Below are 15,945 nucleotides of genomic sequence, written 5' to 3'. Positions count from 1 at the left end.
AAGTATGCGAGAAAGTCGAGTAGCAGCCTTACGTGAGTCATGGGAACAAGACAGATGGAAAGGTGTAACACGTCCCTATAATGCCGAAGATGTGATTCGGCTCAGGGGATCCTTGGATATCGAGCATACCCTGGCAAAAACAGGGGCAGAGAAATTATGGACATTGTTAAATGAAGAAGATTATGTGCACGCTTTAGGAGCATTGACAGGAAATCAGGCTATGCAACAGGTAAAAGCAGGTTTAAAAGCAATTTATCTAAGCGGCTGGCAGGTTGCGGCTGATGCCAATTTATCAGGTCACATGTATCCAGATCAAAGTTTATATCCGGCCAATAGCGTTCCGCAAGTTGTGAAACGGATCAACCAGGCCCTTCAAAGAGCTGATCAGATCCATTTCATGGAAGGGGACGAAGAGATCGACTGGTTTGCTCCGATTGTGGCTGATGCAGAAGCAGGATTTGGCGGTCAGTTGAACGTCTTTGAATTAATGAAAAGTATGATTGAAGCAGGGGCATCAGGCGTCCATTTTGAAGATCAACTCGCTTCTGAGAAAAAATGTGGGCATCTAGGTGGAAAAGTGCTTTTGCCAACACAAACTGCAGTGCGTCACTTGATCTCCGCCCGGTTTGCTGCAGATACGATGGGGACGCCAACCGTCATCATCGCCCGTACGGATGCGAATGCAGCAGACTTGATTACAAGCGACATTGATTCCGTCGATGCGCAATTTATGACAGGAGAACGTACGGACGAAGGATTCTTTAAAACGCATGCCGGCATTGATCAAGCCATCGCCCGAGGATTGGCTTATGCCCCGTATGCCGACCTTATTTGGTGCGAAACCTCTGAACCAGATTTAGAAGAAGCAGAAAAATTTGCTCAAGCTATCCATGCCGAGTATCCAGGCAAATTGTTGGCTTATAATTGCTCTCCTTCATTTAACTGGGAAAAGAAGCTGAATCAGGAGACGATCGCGACGTTCCAGGAACAATTAGGGAAGATGGGGTACAAATTTCAGTTTGTAACATTAGCTGGTTTCCATGCACTCAATCACGGCATGTTTGAATTAGCCCGTCAGTATAAAGATTATGGGATGAAAGCTTATACGGCGTTACAACAGGCTGAATTCTCGAGTGAACAACATGGTTATACCGCAACGCGCCATCAGCGCGAAGTAGGCACAGGTTATTTTGATGAGGTGGCCCAAGTCATATCGGGCGGAAGCTCCTCGACCACTGCTTTGAAAGGTTCAACTGAAACTGATCAATTTTCCGGAAAAGCCGTCACACGATAAATCAGAAGAAGCAGTCCTATTGGCTGCTTCTTCCAGTTTTCTGCTTCAGTCACTCTTCAGCGTCTTGGAAATATGATATTTCATAGGCAATTTACGACGCGTTTAAGGAGTGGTCGACGTGGTGAGGACGGGGCGTTCTTACATTAACAGTATAAATAAGTTGCAGACTCAGATTTGGTACGATGGGAAGAAAGTGACGGGTAACATTTCCGAGCATCCTGCTTTTAAAGGGGTCATGCAAAGTCAAGCTGCGCTATATGACTTGCAGGCGAAACATGAGCAAGATATGACGTTCGATTCCGACCTGACCGGTAATAAAGTGGGGCTTTCATACTTAATACCAAAGACAAAAGAAGATTTGGCACAAAGACGAAACATGATTCAAAGGTGGGCTAAAGCATCAGGCGGCGTCATGGGAAGAAGTCCCGATTATATGAATACCGTTCTGGCTGCTTTTGCTTCCTCTGTTGATTTGTTGAAAGGGGGAAAAAATTGCTATCCTGACCGTCTGTTGAAATTTTATGAGTATGCTAGTAAGCAGGATTTATCGTTTACTCACACATTCATAAACCCGCAGGTCAATCGTTCCTTTTTATCGGTTTTGAATGGGGAGGATACGACGAAAGCAAAAGTGGTCGATCGAACAGCAGAAGGACTGGTCATTAACGGGGCAAAATTATTAGCAACGCAAGGCGGCATCACGGATGAAATCATCGTGTTTTCCACACCGGGTGTCGAAGGGGAAGACTATGCCTATTCGTTTGCCATTCCAAGTGATGCGAAAGGCTTGAGCTTCATGTGCCGGGAATCCTTCGCCTATCGGGAGTCCAGTTTTGATCATCCGCTAAGTTCACGGTTTGAGGAAATGGATACGGTTGTCATTTTTGATCAGGTGCAGGTCCCTTGGGAAAGGGTGTTCTTTTATGACAATATCATGATGGCTACCGACTTTTACGTAAAAAGTAATTTTGTTCCGTTAACGTTGCATCAAATCGTATCTCGTCAGGTCGTTAAATTGGAGTTCTTATTAGGTATTGTTCTTTCAATCATAGATGCTATAAGTATTCAAGAATATCAGCACGTGCAAAGTAAGGTGTCAGAAGTTATCAAGGGGCTTGAAACGATCCGTGCGTTGCTTTTACACGCTGAACATGCTGCTGAGCAAAATAAAGCGGGCGTCATGGTGCCGGATCGTCAAAAGTTATACGTTGCGTTGAATTTTTTCCAAGAGCAATACCCACGCTACGCTGAAATCATTACGATACTGGGGGCAAGTGGAATGGTCTCCATCCCGGCAGAGTCTGATTTCAGCGCTTCGATGGGAGATAAGCTCGATCATTATTTACAATCCTCAACAAAACAAGGGAAAGATCGCGTTAGATTGTTCCGGCTGGCCTGGGATTTAAGCATGAGTGCATTTGGATCCAGGCAGACTTTGTATGAACGCTTCTTTTTCGGAGACCCGGTAAGAATTTCCCGAACGATATTCAATACATTCCCAAAAGATCGATATATCGAAGAAGTCAATCAATTTTTGCATAAAAAAAGCTGATCTGATTTAAAAAAGTTGTGCGTAACAAACCTGCCATGCGCGCATCAAATAATGTAAGATCGCTTAACATTCTGTTTTAGCTTGACAGAGTGCGTCAGGTTTTATAATAATTACAATATAGATAATATTCTGTCATTTAAAGTAGAAAGTCATTCGACACCTTGTTCGGATGCTCTCTATTTTTTATGAAGGACAAGTAATGCGTTAGTTTGATAACGCTTTCAATTGAGAAAGGAGGAAGGAGATTTTGTGGTGGGTACTGCTGTTTGCACTTATTACCATCGCCTCAGTTTTTATCGCATTAAATAAACGAAGACCTGTTTTTCTAGCGGTACCGTTTGTCTCGATATTCGCATTTATCCTGGTGAAAATCATAATGGTGCCTTTACCGTTTTGGGAGACGGTGCGATTCATATTTAATTTACGCGGATGACAACATGCTGCCTGAAAGGGGGTGAACGAGATGAAGAAGATTGATAAGAGCACTGCTGATGCCTATTTTCGAGCACGTACCACGATGATATTCATTTATCTAGCGATCGGTTTTCTCGTATCGTATGTCGTGGTCTTTTTTGCAGAACCCTTATCAAATATTACGGTCAATAACATTCCGCTCCATTATTACATGGGGTCACAGGGAGCTGTGCTGACGTTCATCATCTTACTATTTGTTAATGCAGTCGTAAGTGACCGTATTGATAAGAAATTTGGAATTGATGACAAGAAAAACGAGTCAATCAGTCGAGGCAACTCTGTTGAGCATTAATCAGATTGAGGAGGAAAGTGGATGGATGTTCAGTTTCTCGTATCGTTTACTTTAATTATTGCAACCTTTGCCTTATACATAGGAATTGCTATTTTTAACAGAGCCAAGGCAACATCCGATTTCTATGTAGCCGGTCGGGGCGTTCCTCCCGTTTTCAACGGGATGGCGATTGGTGCCGACTGGATGAGCGCAGCATCATTTATTGGTATGGCTGGCACCGTTATGGTGCTCGGCTATGATGGGCTGGCTTACGTCATGGGGTGGACAGGCGGATATTTACTTCTGACCTTCTTGCTTGCGCCTCAATTAAGGAAATATGGGCGTTATACAGTACCCGAATTTATCGGGGATCGTTACCAGAGTAACATAGCCAGGCTCCTGGCTGCTGTTGCGACCATCATCATCAGTTTTACGTATTCGATCGGACAATTATCCGGTTCAGGTGTGGTTATCGGTCGTTTGCTGGAAGTACATACAGCAGTCGGTACGTTAATCGGTGTTGTGTTGATCGCCTTTTACTCTGCTATGGGTGGTATGAAAGGGATTACGTGGACTCAGGTGGCTCAATATCTTGTGTTAATCATCGCCTACTTGATTCCGGTCATCTTCATGGCCCTACAGCTTACCGGTAATCCGTTGCCATGGGTATCTTACGGCGAAATCATTGGAAAATTACAAGTACTGGATCAGGACTTGGGTATTTCAGAATATGTCGTGCCGTTTACTGAAAATACGAAATGGCAGTTTTTAGCGTTAATGTTCACGCTAATGGCAGGAACAGCGGGTCTTCCGCATGTGATTGTCCGTTTTTACACAGTCTCAACCATGAAAGCTGCAAGATGGAGTGGTGCCTGGGCATTATTATTTATCGGTTTACTTTATTTGTCCGCCCCAGCTTACGCGGCTTTCTCACGTTTCATTTTGATGACACAAGTAGCCGGCTCTGCGATTGATAGTCTTCCTGCCTGGACAACCTCCTGGGTTGATACCGGGCGTCTGTCTGTTGCCGATCAGAACGGCGATGGCATTTTGCAGTGGTCTGAAATCGTTATCAGTAACGATATCGTTGTTATGGCCACGCCTGAAATAGCTAATTTAGGTATTTTTGTTATTGGACTGATGGCAGCAGGTGCGATGGCGGCTGCTTTATCAACAGCTGGCGGTCTTATGATCGCTATATCAGCTGCGCTGTCCCACGATATCTATTATCGCAGTATTAATCCGAATGCCAGTGAAAAACAACGGTTGTTGGTCGGACGGTGGTCAATCGTATTGGCTACTGTGATAGCAGGACTTGTAGCCTTGAATCCACCAGGTGCGATCACTCAAATTGTCGCATGGGCGTTTGCTTTAGCGTCAGGAACATTCTTCCCGGCATTGTTGCTAGGGGTATGGTGGCGTCGTTCTAACGGGCCCGGTGTCATCGCCGGATTGATTGTAGGTCTATCCGTTACATTAGGGTACATTTTCTTAGCTAAATATGGCGGATTTACAATTCTCGGTATAATTGACACTGGAGCAGGCGTCTTTGGTGCAGCGGCAGCGATTATAACCAATATCGTTGTATCCTTGAATACGGCAGCTCCTACTCAGCAAGTACAGGATGAAGTTGTCGACCTTCGTTATCCAGAACAAATGTCGTATCGAGATGGAGAGGTATGGTTAGATGACTCCCAAGACTCATGAGACGCCCCCGAACGATTATGATATTCGCGGTAATGTCCGCAGTCACACTTTATTTTCGGAATTGAATGAGCAGGTGTTCAACCAGTTGTATAAGGATTGTGAAGAGCGCATGTATCGCGAAGGTGTCATGATCGCCCATGCTAAAAAACGTCGCGAAGGCATTTTTATCATAACCGAAGGCATGGCAGAAGTGTGTGCAGCTTCTGAAGGGGAAACGTCTGAAGTGTTGGAAGTCGTTCAACCAGGCGAGTTGCTCGGTTTAGGCAGTCTAAGCAACTTTTTAGATAATCGAGCTGAAGATGATTACGCTTATATGGTTGAAATAAAGGCAGTAGAACGAGTGGTAGGGCTATTTGTGCCCTACCACGTTTTATCTCAATTGTGGTCGGAAGCGTATATCCGCGAATATTTTCTTCATCAAACGGTTATGCGTTTAAAAGATGTTTATGTGTCGTTAGCGGAACAAGTGAAGCTTGCCCATGAGTGGGGGGAAAGCGAACCGTTCATTAAGCGGGTCCAGGATATGATGACTCAGCCAGCCCTCACCATAGCAAATACGCAAACCATTAAGCAGGCTGCCCAAAAAATGATCGAGCATCAGTCAAGTTCCATTTTAATTATGGAGGATGAGAAGCTGATCGGGATTGTCACAGAAAAAGATTTGGTCAGCCGAGTCGTCATGAAAAACCATCCTACAGAGCAGCCGGTCGCAGAGATCATGACGCGTGATCCGCATACCATTAATCGAGTTGATTATTATTATAAAGCGATGTCTGAATCGCTGCTCCATGGGATTAAACATCTTCCGGTTACCAATGACCGTGAACAGGTGGTCGGCATCATAACCCTATCGGATTTAGTGCGGAACAAAAATCAGCCGATGTTTTCTGCAATTGAAAAGATCGATCGTCTTCAGATCGATGACTTGTCTAGTATCAAAACGGAAATCTATAATGTGTTAGCCGTTTTACTGAACGATCAGGTTCCGGCGCTTCATATTCTCGATGTATTAACAGAACTTTATGACCGTTTGTCTGTCCGGGCAGTAGAGCTGGCTGTCGCGTCGCTCAAGGAAGCCGGGGAAGGAGATCCACCTGTATCATTTGCCTGGTATCAAATGGGAAGTGCAGGCAGAGGTGAACAATTTCTTTTGACCGATCAAGATCATTTTTTAGTTTATGACCACGTTTCACAGGCACAATCTGAACGCGCGCAGGACTATTTTGCAAAATTAGGAAAAAGAATCATGGAGAACCTTGAACAAGCTGGTTTCACACGCTGCCCTGGTTTCATGATGGCGAGTGAAGAAAAATGGCGCGGCTCCTTGTCCACTTGGCAAGAAAGGCTGCGGCGCTGGGCGGTCAGGTCCACACCGGACACGCTCTTGCTGGCTGAAAACTTTTTCTCGTTTCGTAAACTTTACGGGGCTGAACCGCTACATGAAGCATTTAAATCAATGGTCATCAATGAAATGAATCGTTCGCGCATCTTTATGTACCGTTTAGCCCAAAATGAAAACGAGACGTTAATACCTCGTTTAGACCAGCCCATTCGTTCATTGCTTAATCTGGAGCGAAAGCAAATTGATCTGAAAAAAGAAGTCCTGTTTCCCTTTCATCATGCTTTACAGTTACTATCGTTGACACATCAAATCGTGGAAGGCACAACGGTAGAAAAAATTGATCATCTGAATGATAAAAACATTCTATCCGACTGGACAGCAGAGGATTTGAAACATGCTCTTTCCGGAGTGATGGCCATTTACATTCGCCATAAATGGGAACGTCTCAATCAAGGCGACCTATCCTCAGAGTCAGTGGTAATGTTTACGCATTTATCGGGAAGAGAAAAAGATACGCTTATTAGGGCGCTGAAAGAAATGCGGGAAATGCAAAGTCGGATGCTTAGAGAATTTTCATTATGAGTGCGGATAATGGGTGAGCAGGAGGGAACAGGATGTTTGGGCGATCCAAACCATTTCATTTTTCGATGAACACGGATATTTCGTTGTCGACACGGTTGGAAGATATGAACTTCTATGTGTTCGATACTGAAGCAACCGGATTTTCAGTCAAAAGAGAGGATCGACTCATTGAATTGGCAGCTGTGCAGGTGCAGAAGCTTCACGTGATGGAAGAGCCTATTTTTCAGTCTTATGTTGACCCTGAAAGGGGTATCCCTGAGGAAATTGTTAAGCTGACGTCCATTAGTAATGATAAGGTTGTGCAAGCTCCTAAGGCTTATGAGGTCATTGAGCAGTTTGCTGAATTAGTTGCCAAAGATCGCACCAATTGTTTAGTAGGGCACAACGTGGGCTTCGATCTGCAAGTATTGAAATCTGAATTGCAACGAGCGGATTACAAGCTGCGTACGCCAACTTCTGTGGACACGTTAAGCCTTGTGAAATTTTTGCGGCCATCTGAAGAAGTGAAAGATTTGGACGTGTACGCGAAGATGTTTAATTGTGCACGATATGAGCGGCATACAGCATTAGGAGACGCATTAACGACAGCCTCACTTTTTTGCGGGCTGATTGAAAATATACGTGAGCGAGGATATACGACGTGGGGCGATCTCTTGCACATCATATCAAAAGAGCGTAATTCTATCTTTTTTTAATGATTACAGACGTGCGGGAGAGGAGAGCCCTCCCCCGTTATACAACCTTTCTGAATGAAGGTTTGTCTGTATCTTCAAAGCGGTGTTTGAGTTCCGTGACCTCCTGCAGTTTTTCGATATACAGATTGAAGTCGTCATGGTTTTGTAAATCCAGTGATTCGTTGATCTTATATTCGTAATAATTCTTTTTTAGATCCAAGTCTGCCAGGGTACACACATACCCTTGAGCATAAAATGTGTCGATTTCATGGGTTGCCATATAAAGGCTGCAATCATTATTTATATCCATCAACAAAAACCAACCAGAACCGTGTATATATTTCTTTTGTTCTGTAATGGTGAGCGTGTCCCCTTTGTTCAGCTGCAAAAAAGAAGACGCTGCTTGATAAGGGGAGGTACCATACACTTGATGGACGAAAGGTGTCACGACAACCAAAGCATGATGCATGATGATGCTCCTTTCTGCAAGATGGACAAATGTTTTACTAAATGAAAAGCATTATCAATACCAATAGTATAAGGAATAAGGATTCTTTTCGTCAACTGTTCCTGTTCATCGGAAATTGACTAACAATACGACCAAAATACGAAATAAAACACAAAAAATCCGAACATTTTGCTGAAATCGTTCGGATTTTTTGTGTTTTAGGATGGTGTTCAATGACCTCTGGATGCTGATTGCTGGAAAAACGTGTATTAACGTTTCGTGTTGGTTTTCTTCGCTTTTTGTTCAAGTTGGGAATCTGGCTGCTGATCGGCAGCATCTTCGGTCAGTCCCTGGGGGTTAACAGAAGGTTTTGGTTTTTGTTTATGCTGATTTCCTTTATGACTCATCAAAATGACCTCCTTTTGATTAGTTTGACTGCATTCTCGTAGAATATGTGAACAACTCGGCTCTGACGCCATAATGTGGAGACGTGGACCCTGTATAAATAAGTTGCGAAATGGGGAAATTAACGTGGCGTACACATACTGTTAATCGGAAAGGCTGTCATGAGATGGAAGATAAACGACTGGATCTAATTGCTTTAGCATCTATTCCCATTATGATGACGTTAGGGAATTCAATGCTTATACCTGTATTACCGCTTATTGAAAAAGAGATCGGCATTACCGCGTTCCAATCAAGTCTGATCTTATCGATCTACTCATTTATCGCAATCCTGTTGATTCCTGTTTCGGGTTACTTATCGGATATATTCGGTCGAAAAAAAATCATTTTACCCGGATTGATCATTGTGGCGGCAGGGGGAGCTTTAGCCGCATTTGCTGCTTGGAAAATAGAGGAACCTTATGTATTAATATTAGTCGGTCGTTTTTTGCAGGGCATAGGAGCTTCGGGTGCTTTTCCTGTAGTGCTTCCCACAGTGGGTGACATGTTTAAGGAGGAAGAACAGGTAAGTGAAGGGTTAGGAGTCGTCGAAACGGCTAACACATTCGGTAAAGTCATCAGCCCGATTGCGGGAGGCTTATTGGCGTTAGTCGTTTGGTTTATGCCGTTTATCGCAGTGCCGATTCTTTCTTTAGTATCCATCATCCTTGTTTTCTTTTTTGTAAAGGTGCCGAAGAATGAGAACCAACAATCCAAACAAGACTTCAAGTCATTTCTCCATTGTATCAAGGACATTTTTCATCAAAATGGCCGGTGGCTGTTCGCCATTTTTATTATCGGATGTTTCTTAATGTTCATTTTGTTTGGCTTCTTATTCCATTTTTCATCTATGCTTGAAGACCGTTTTCACATGAAAGGTTATATGAAAGGGTTGCTATTGGCCGTGCCGTTATTGTTCCTCTGTATTGCATCGTATATTGGCGGCAAAAAAATCGGGTCCAAAAAGCCATTAATGAAACGTCTGATTTTATTCGGCTCAGGCGGGGCCTCCATCGCCTTTGTATGGGTTAAAGATGATATGGCGCTTATGATGTTTCTACTCCTCGTAACCATTGCAAGTATTGGCATCGGCCTTGCTCTTCCTTGTTTGGATGCATTGATTACAGAAGGAATAGAAAAAGAAGAACGGGGATCGATTACATCGTTATATAGCAGCATGAGGTTCGTCGGTGTCGCAGCTGGCCCTCCCATCATCGCGCTCGTAATGAAAAATAATTCCGAAATGATTTATCTTATATTAGCAGGCGTAAGTGCTGCTATAGTGGTACTTGCCTTATTCTTAATCAACACAGCAAAGATGAAGAAGTCCACCTCATAAGTTGTTTCTAAGGTATGCATACTAGGATATAAAGGAGGCATGACATTGAACAAAGATAATAAAGGAAACAAAGCGTATTTAAAGGATGCGGACCGAACGTACCAGGTCGAGGATTATGATCGTGAAGAACAGGTCTCAAAAGGATTATCCACTTCTCATGAGCAAGTTTCGGATACCTACATGGAAGGTTTTACGGATGGTAAAATCGACAAAGTGGATGAAGAGGGCGATCTGAAGACGCATAATGGAGAAAAAATCTCGAAAACCCCATATAAATCGTAACACTAAACGTGAACGTCGCCATGCGATGTTCACGTTTTATTTTTGCTTTCATAACCGTTTTGTTAGGGGATGTTGCGCGAGTGATTCACGAATCGATAGAATAAAGACAAAATGGAACACTTATCGGAGGGGTGTTGATGAAAAGCCGTGTTTTGAACAAAATTTTGCTCATTGTCGCTGGAGCCTTCTTGTTTTCTTTAGGGATCAATTATTTTGCTATCCCTAATCAACTGTCTGAAGGTGGTGTAATCGGGATAACCGTGGTGTTGCATTACTTATTCGGGTGGTCAACGGGTTTAGTGAATTTGCTCTTGAATGCCATATTGATTGCTCTAGGATATCGGTTACTTACGAAAGGGGTGATGGGCTATACGATTTTTGGTGTTGTGGTCTCGTCTTTTTTTCTGTGGTTTACAGAAGGTTGGGGCGCACCGTTTTCTTCTGATTCGCTTTTAGCTCCACTTTATGCCGGCCTGTTTGTTGGGGCCGGCATCGGATTAATTTTCAGGGCAGGAGCTACGTCCGGTGGCACGCAGATCATCGCGCGTATTTTAAACCAATATTTCGGGTGGAGTATGGCTCAAGGCATTCTAGTGGCTGACGTCATTGTGATTTTTGCGTCGAGTTTCGTCATCGGGATTGAAAAGGCATTACTAACCCTCGTTGCTATCTATGTGGGGGCGAGAGTCATTGATTTCATCGTAGACGGTATGCAAGTTAGAAAAGCCGTGACCATTATTTCAGATCAGGCTGATGATGTGTTGGAGTTAATTAATTCGCATTTCACAAGAGGCGTAACCGTCTTTCCTGCTGAAGGAGGTTATTTGAAGCAGCAACGAAAAGTGCTGTATGCCGTCGTTGATAAGCAGGAAATGGTGAAATTGAATCGATTGATTCAGCGTGTCGATGAAGATGCTTTCATCGCCATTCATGACGTTCGCAGTGCCTTCGGTGGTGGATTTAAGTGAATTCACTTCAACGTCTTTTGCGATGAGGAAGGCTCAGTCGGATTGATGACTTCCTTGAATAAGGGGGAGGGGCTGTCCTCCACGTCTTGAGGGGTTTGTGCTAATAATTGTTTGAATTGTCGGACAGTCAAAGGTTTGGCATCCTCTTTAAGCTCATAGCCAATCTGTCCGTTAGGTTCGATTGTCGCTACTTTCACGTCAGCAATATCTGAAATGCCCTGCTGTCTTAGCCTCATTTCCAGTTGATCCACTGAAAACCGCATCTTTTTAAGCTCGGGTATATTCAATATACCATTCTCGATTACAACTTTAGACTTTCCAGTGATAAATTTTTCTGCAAAATTCCACTTGACCTGTACGTATTCCATTATAATGAGTGCGGCTATGAATACAGAGGCTGCCACCATTGTACGGAACAAACTCGATTCAATGATCGGTTGAATAATAATCGAGCCGATTGAAATCATGACAACGGTTTGGGCAAGTGTCATTTGTGAGATTGATTTTCTTCCGGCAATACGTAAAAGAAGTATGCCAGTCAGCACCATTAGAGTTGATTCCCAAATTAAATCCATGTTATACCCCGCTTTCAATTCTAGATAGGAAATCTCATATGTTAATATTTGATTGTGAAGTGTAACTAACCTGAGTAATTTTTACTAATTCCGGGCTAATGTGAGCCTTTTTCTCATGTCTATCGTCAAATTAGTGTGGAAAGATGAAAAAGGGGGAGATATCAATGATGCGTAAATGGTTAACGTCATCATTTTTAGTCGTGTTATCAACTGTGTTGATCTCGTGTCAGGGAAACGCAGATGAGAGTGCTTCTGCTGACAACACTGATGATAATGAAGAAGAGAAAATAGAAAAAGCTGAAGACGAAGAGAACAAGGAAGAATCGTCTTCAGATAATCAAAGCGACACATCCTCTGAAGAGGAGGACGAAAATAAGGAAGAAAAATCACTTCCGGATGGTACTTTACAACAAGGGGATCAAAAGAAGGCGGTTGAAACAGTAGAGCAGGCGCTCAAAAAACTTGGGTATGACCACCTTACTGTCGATCAATCTTATGAAAAAGAGACGGCTACGGCCATTCGTGATTTTCAAGCACAACAACGTGACTTAGTTAATGATGGCATCTATGGACCTGACACAAAGCGGTATATGCAGATGGCTTTGAACAATAACCTTACATTTGAACCAGGATCAGGAAAACTGAAGGAACCAGAAGAAAACGAGCAGCAGGAGAATCAAAATGACGATTCTGATGAGCGCAACGATTCCAATGAGCAATCTGACGAGAGAACGCAACATAATTCGAATAATGAGTCGGATCAGAATAAATCCGATGATAAATCCAAACAATCTAATTCGGGTAATAATAACGATCAAGATGGATCGAGCGATGATTCTAACCAAAATGACTCAAACAGCGGCTCGGATCAGAACAATTCCACGCCAGTCGTTTCTAATCCGTCAAAGTTACTCGTTCTAGTTAATAAGAACTCCAAACTGCCGGGGGATTATGTTCCACAACCATTGGTTACACCTGATGTCCGTTTTCCATTTGAAGAGGACCTTCCTAAGAAATTGATGCGTCCAGTAGCAGCAAACGCATTAGAAAAACTTTTTGCCGCAGGTGATCAGGCCGGGCTAAACTTGTATGCTCTCTCAGGCTACCGTTCTTATGATCGGCAAGAGGCAATCTTCGCTTCTAACGTTGAACGGTACGGCAGTGAAGAAAAAGCAAATGAAGTCAGCGCTCATGCTGGCGAAAGTGAACACCAGACGGGTTTGACGATGGATGTGACTTCTCCGAAAGTTGATTTTGGGTTAACCGTAGAGTTTGGCCAAACGAAGGAAGGACAATGGTTGAAACAACATGCTTCCGACTACGGCTTCATTATTCGCTATCCAAAAGGCAAAAAGAATATAACAGGGTATCAATATGAACCGTGGCACTTGCGCTATGTCGGTAAAGAAGCAGCTCAAGCTATAGACTCTCAAGGCATCACCTTGGAAAAATATTTAGGGGCAATTTGATATAAAAAGAGACTTAATCATAAGTAAATGAGAGGTTTTAAAAAACGAACATTGAAAATGGATATAAGGTCAACGATGCTCATGAGCGTAGTCAAAACACGTAGACGCATGCGTGAACAGCGCGAGCCGAAGATTCTGCAGGAAAGCGGCGTGTTTTGACGGAGCGGTCATGGAACACTTCCCTAAAACACAAAAATCCGAACGATTTTAGCAAAACGTTCGGATTTTTTGTGTTTTATTTAGTTTTGTCTCAGCCACTATTTATAGTTATGAACAATGGCTTTGATAAGCATCTGTTAAATTACTGACGATTTCTTCAACTTCAAAATCCTCAATGTCTTCCCTCGGAATAAAATGAAGGACTTCTCCGTTTTTCATAACGGCCATGGAAGGAGAGGAAGGTTCGATCCCTTTAAAATGCTCTCTCATCCTTGCTGTGGCTTCGCGGTCCTGACCTGCGAACACAGTGACTAAATGGTCGGGTCGGCTATCATGCTGAAGCGATTGTTTAGCTGCAGGGCGTGCAAGTCCTGCGGCACATCCACAAACTGAATTAACTACCACCAAAGCTGTTCCTTCAGTCGAATTTATGAACTCATCCACTTCTTCGGGTGTTGTCAGTTCACTAAAACCAGCTTCTGTCAATTCATTACGCATGGGTTGGGAAATTTCTTTCATGTATTGCTCATAGGCGTTCATACTATTACCTCCTGCTAAAATTAGTTATCGTGCTGAGCGGCCTGGGTCATTTGATGCCAAACCGAGCCTTTTGCTTCTTCACCGCCTTCAATTCGTTCAATAGCCATATTGATTTGCAACCGTACCTCAAATTCGGGTTCATCCATGGCTTTACGCAGAGCTGGTAAGGCAGATTCATCACCAACCTCATATAAAAACATGGCAGCACGCCAGCGAACAATTTTATTTGAGTCTGTTAAAGAGGTGATGATTTCGTGCATGGCTTCTTTGTACCCGAGATCAGAGAGACAGTCTCCGGCAGTACGTCGCACTGTAACCGATTTATCACGCAAAGCCTTGTAAAGATAAGGAAGAACTTGTTTATCCTCAATCATCCCAAGGTAAGCTGTAGCAAGTCTGCGCACTGACGCTTTTTCGTCATCTAAAGCCTTGTCAAGCACAGCTAGATCATTTAACGTCGGATCCATTCGATCGAGCGCCGCGTAACGCGCCTTCCAATCAGATTGCTGAAAATCGGCCAAAGTTATGTTGTTATGTTGAGAATGATCTTGCTTTTGACCGGGTTCGTGTTCTGATAAAGCCTCTCGAAGCAGATCTTCCAAGCGCTGGGTTGAATAACTGGCTGATAGTTCTTCTGCGATGTCGTGCCCGACAGATTCTACAGAGCCGAATCGAGGATTCTGTTCTACCCATTTTCTCTCGAACATCAGATTAGCATCTGGTGCCTCAGCAGCCTTCATAGCTGTATCAGTAAACGCTTGAGGAAGACCGACACGATGTTCGGCGTCACCTTCTTCGAGTTTTATTTGCATGGGAATTCCGCGGAACATTTGAATATATACGTTGACTTCTCCATAAGGCTCTTCTGAGAGGTCAGAAGCCTCTTCTTTGCTCGCCAATTCTTGGGAGTTCTCCACTGACCCAAGTGTTTGACGCACTACCGGTAGAATGGCCTCCCAGGAAACGCGCGCATTTCTTTCTAAAGCAATAAAGTCTGTCACGTGATAGATCCCTTTCACTCCTTCAATGTTCATTAAGTCTTTGACATACTGTGGAGCAGTCTCCACGTCATCGTTTTGCTTATAATTACGACTCTCCCCTGCGGGCAATTCCATACTAACGTTAATTTTCATTGAATTCGGACTGGGTGTTGGTTCAATCGAAACAATTTTCATGATCGTCCCCCTTTTGAATAAGCTTCTGCTCGATGGTCAACTTCTTAGGGACATCAACTCTCCCCTTGTTCATCAGCAATAGCCCATAACGCATGCTTTATGTTGATTTTAACAAAACATAAAGCAGGTTACCATTTTGATACTTGGCTTAGGTAATTTAATTGGGAGAAAAATGGTTTAATGTTTTATTAATATAACGTATGGGAATGGTTTTGTATAACCTGAAGAGGAGGAAGATAACATGACACGTCATCGTTTAAACACTTTAAAACCAGAAGAGAACTATACTGCTCAGGAACTAGATAGCTTTGTGTCTACAACTGATGTAGTATTATTATCCAATAACGGTTCGCAGTTATTTACCGAACCAGACCGCCAATACAAGGTCACGCATGAATTTGAAGGTTTCTTTGAGCATTACGAAGAAGATGGGGAAAAATATTATCGCGAAAAGAAAGCTTACCTTGTAGAAAAAGTGTAAAAGAATTTAAGTGAATCAATCATAAAACTTCCGGACTGTTTAGAGGAAATGGTTCGGAAGTTTTTTGTGTTTTAAGGAAGGTGTTCGCTCCGTCAAAACTCGGTGCATTTCCAGTGTACGGCCTTAGAATTAGACGCTATAAAAGAATCTATATATTTCATAACCTAAA

The 15,945-nt window shown here is 43.2% G+C and carries 17 protein-coding genes; 12 read left to right on the top strand and 5 right to left on the bottom strand.

Annotated elements, in window-relative coordinates:
• Positions 1-4 precede the first annotated feature (4 nt).
• The 7 genes from aceA to HOP45_RS12280 all read left to right on the top strand — a co-directional run bounded on the left by aceA (position 5) and on the right by HOP45_RS12280 (position 7,917).
• Positions 5-1,294, top strand: coding sequence for an isocitrate lyase (gene aceA / locus HOP45_RS12310; RefSeq protein ID WP_181349592.1), 1,290 nt, complete (start codon positions 5-7; stop codon positions 1,292-1,294).
• 118 nt (positions 1,295-1,412) lie between these two features.
• Positions 1,413-2,846, top strand: coding sequence for a 4-hydroxyphenylacetate 3-monooxygenase, oxygenase component (gene hpaB / locus HOP45_RS12305; protein ID WP_370458015.1), 1,434 nt, complete (start codon positions 1,413-1,415; stop codon positions 2,844-2,846).
• Between the two features lie 247 nt (positions 2,847-3,093).
• On the top strand, positions 3,094-3,279 hold the full coding sequence (locus HOP45_RS12300; protein ID WP_181349590.1) for a hypothetical protein: 186 nt from the start codon (positions 3,094-3,096) through the stop codon (positions 3,277-3,279).
• Between the two features lie 30 nt (positions 3,280-3,309).
• Entirely contained in the window at positions 3,310-3,612 is a 303-nt protein-coding gene (locus HOP45_RS12295) for a DUF4212 domain-containing protein (RefSeq protein WP_181349589.1), read from the top strand.
• A gap of 21 nt (positions 3,613-3,633) precedes the next feature.
• Complete coding sequence (locus HOP45_RS12290; protein ID WP_181349588.1) at positions 3,634-5,298, top strand: sodium:solute symporter family protein; 1,665 nt, start codon at positions 3,634-3,636, stop codon at positions 5,296-5,298.
• Positions 5,279-7,222 (top strand): DUF294 nucleotidyltransferase-like domain-containing protein, encoded by a 1,944-nt coding sequence (locus HOP45_RS12285; protein ID WP_181349587.1) that lies wholly within the window; start codon positions 5,279-5,281, stop codon positions 7,220-7,222. The genes HOP45_RS12290 and HOP45_RS12285 overlap by 20 nt, the downstream gene beginning before the upstream one ends.
• Before the next feature lie 32 nt (positions 7,223-7,254).
• The gene (locus HOP45_RS12280; RefSeq protein WP_181349586.1) at positions 7,255-7,917 is read left to right on the top strand and encodes a 3'-5' exonuclease; all 663 of its coding nucleotides are present in this window, start codon (positions 7,255-7,257) and stop codon (positions 7,915-7,917) included.
• 37 nt (positions 7,918-7,954) lie between these two features.
• Here HOP45_RS12280 and HOP45_RS12275 read toward each other — a convergent pair whose 3' ends face one another.
• Both HOP45_RS12275 and HOP45_RS12270 read right to left on the bottom strand, forming a co-directional pair.
• A complete protein-coding gene (locus HOP45_RS12275) occupies positions 7,955-8,365 on the bottom strand; it encodes a hypothetical protein (protein WP_181349585.1) in 411 nt (136 codons plus the stop codon).
• Positions 8,366-8,613: 248 nt separating this feature from the next.
• Positions 8,614-8,751 carry a hypothetical protein gene (locus tag HOP45_RS12270; RefSeq protein ID WP_181349584.1) on the bottom strand — a complete coding sequence of 46 codons (138 nt, stop codon included), beginning with the start codon at positions 8,749-8,751 and terminating at the stop codon, positions 8,614-8,616.
• A gap of 164 nt (positions 8,752-8,915) precedes the next feature.
• On the opposite strand from HOP45_RS12270, the gene HOP45_RS12265 reads away from it, so the two are divergent.
• The 3 genes from HOP45_RS12265 to HOP45_RS12255 all read left to right on the top strand — a co-directional run bounded on the left by HOP45_RS12265 (position 8,916) and on the right by HOP45_RS12255 (position 11,377).
• Positions 8,916-10,127, top strand: coding sequence for an MFS transporter (locus HOP45_RS12265; protein ID WP_181349583.1), 1,212 nt, complete (start codon positions 8,916-8,918; stop codon positions 10,125-10,127).
• 45 nt (positions 10,128-10,172) lie between these two features.
• Positions 10,173-10,409: a YozQ family protein gene (locus tag HOP45_RS12260; protein WP_255437632.1), complete on the top strand. Its 237-nt coding sequence runs from the start codon at positions 10,173-10,175 to the stop codon at positions 10,407-10,409.
• A gap of 137 nt (positions 10,410-10,546) precedes the next feature.
• Positions 10,547-11,377, top strand: coding sequence for a YitT family protein (locus tag HOP45_RS12255; protein ID WP_181349581.1), 831 nt, complete (start codon positions 10,547-10,549; stop codon positions 11,375-11,377).
• Positions 11,378-11,379: 2 nt separating this feature from the next.
• Here the strand turns inward: HOP45_RS12255 and HOP45_RS12250 are convergent, their stop codons facing one another.
• A complete protein-coding gene (locus HOP45_RS12250; RefSeq protein WP_181349580.1) occupies positions 11,380-11,952 on the bottom strand; it encodes a DUF421 domain-containing protein in 573 nt (190 codons plus the stop codon).
• A gap of 164 nt (positions 11,953-12,116) precedes the next feature.
• On the opposite strand from HOP45_RS12250, the gene HOP45_RS12245 reads away from it, so the two are divergent.
• The gene (locus HOP45_RS12245; protein WP_181349579.1) at positions 12,117-13,421 is read left to right on the top strand and encodes a D-alanyl-D-alanine carboxypeptidase family protein; all 1,305 of its coding nucleotides are present in this window, start codon (positions 12,117-12,119) and stop codon (positions 13,419-13,421) included.
• A 267-nt stretch (positions 13,422-13,688) separates the two neighbouring features.
• Here the strand turns inward: HOP45_RS12245 and HOP45_RS12240 are convergent, their stop codons facing one another.
• Together HOP45_RS12240 and HOP45_RS12235 are read right to left on the bottom strand one after the other, a co-directional pair.
• Complete coding sequence (locus tag HOP45_RS12240; protein ID WP_181349578.1) at positions 13,689-14,120, bottom strand: BrxA/BrxB family bacilliredoxin; 432 nt, start codon at positions 14,118-14,120, stop codon at positions 13,689-13,691.
• A gap of 20 nt (positions 14,121-14,140) precedes the next feature.
• Positions 14,141-15,295, bottom strand: a complete 1,155-nt coding sequence (locus HOP45_RS12235; protein ID WP_181349577.1) for a conserved virulence factor C family protein — start codon at positions 15,293-15,295, stop codon at positions 14,141-14,143.
• 241 nt (positions 15,296-15,536) lie between these two features.
• On the opposite strand from HOP45_RS12235, the gene HOP45_RS12230 reads away from it, so the two are divergent.
• Complete coding sequence (locus HOP45_RS12230) at positions 15,537-15,776, top strand: hypothetical protein (protein WP_181349576.1); 240 nt, start codon at positions 15,537-15,539, stop codon at positions 15,774-15,776.
• The last annotated feature ends 169 nt before the right edge of the window (positions 15,777-15,945 follow it).

Origin of the sequence: Thalassobacillus sp. CUG 92003 (assembly GCF_013618635.1) — a bacterium.
In the GTDB taxonomy this organism is placed as follows: domain Bacteria; phylum Bacillota; class Bacilli; order Bacillales; family Halobacillaceae; genus CUG-92003.
Note: the sequence above shows the minus strand (reverse complement) of the source record. Positions and strands in the feature narration are given on the sequence as shown.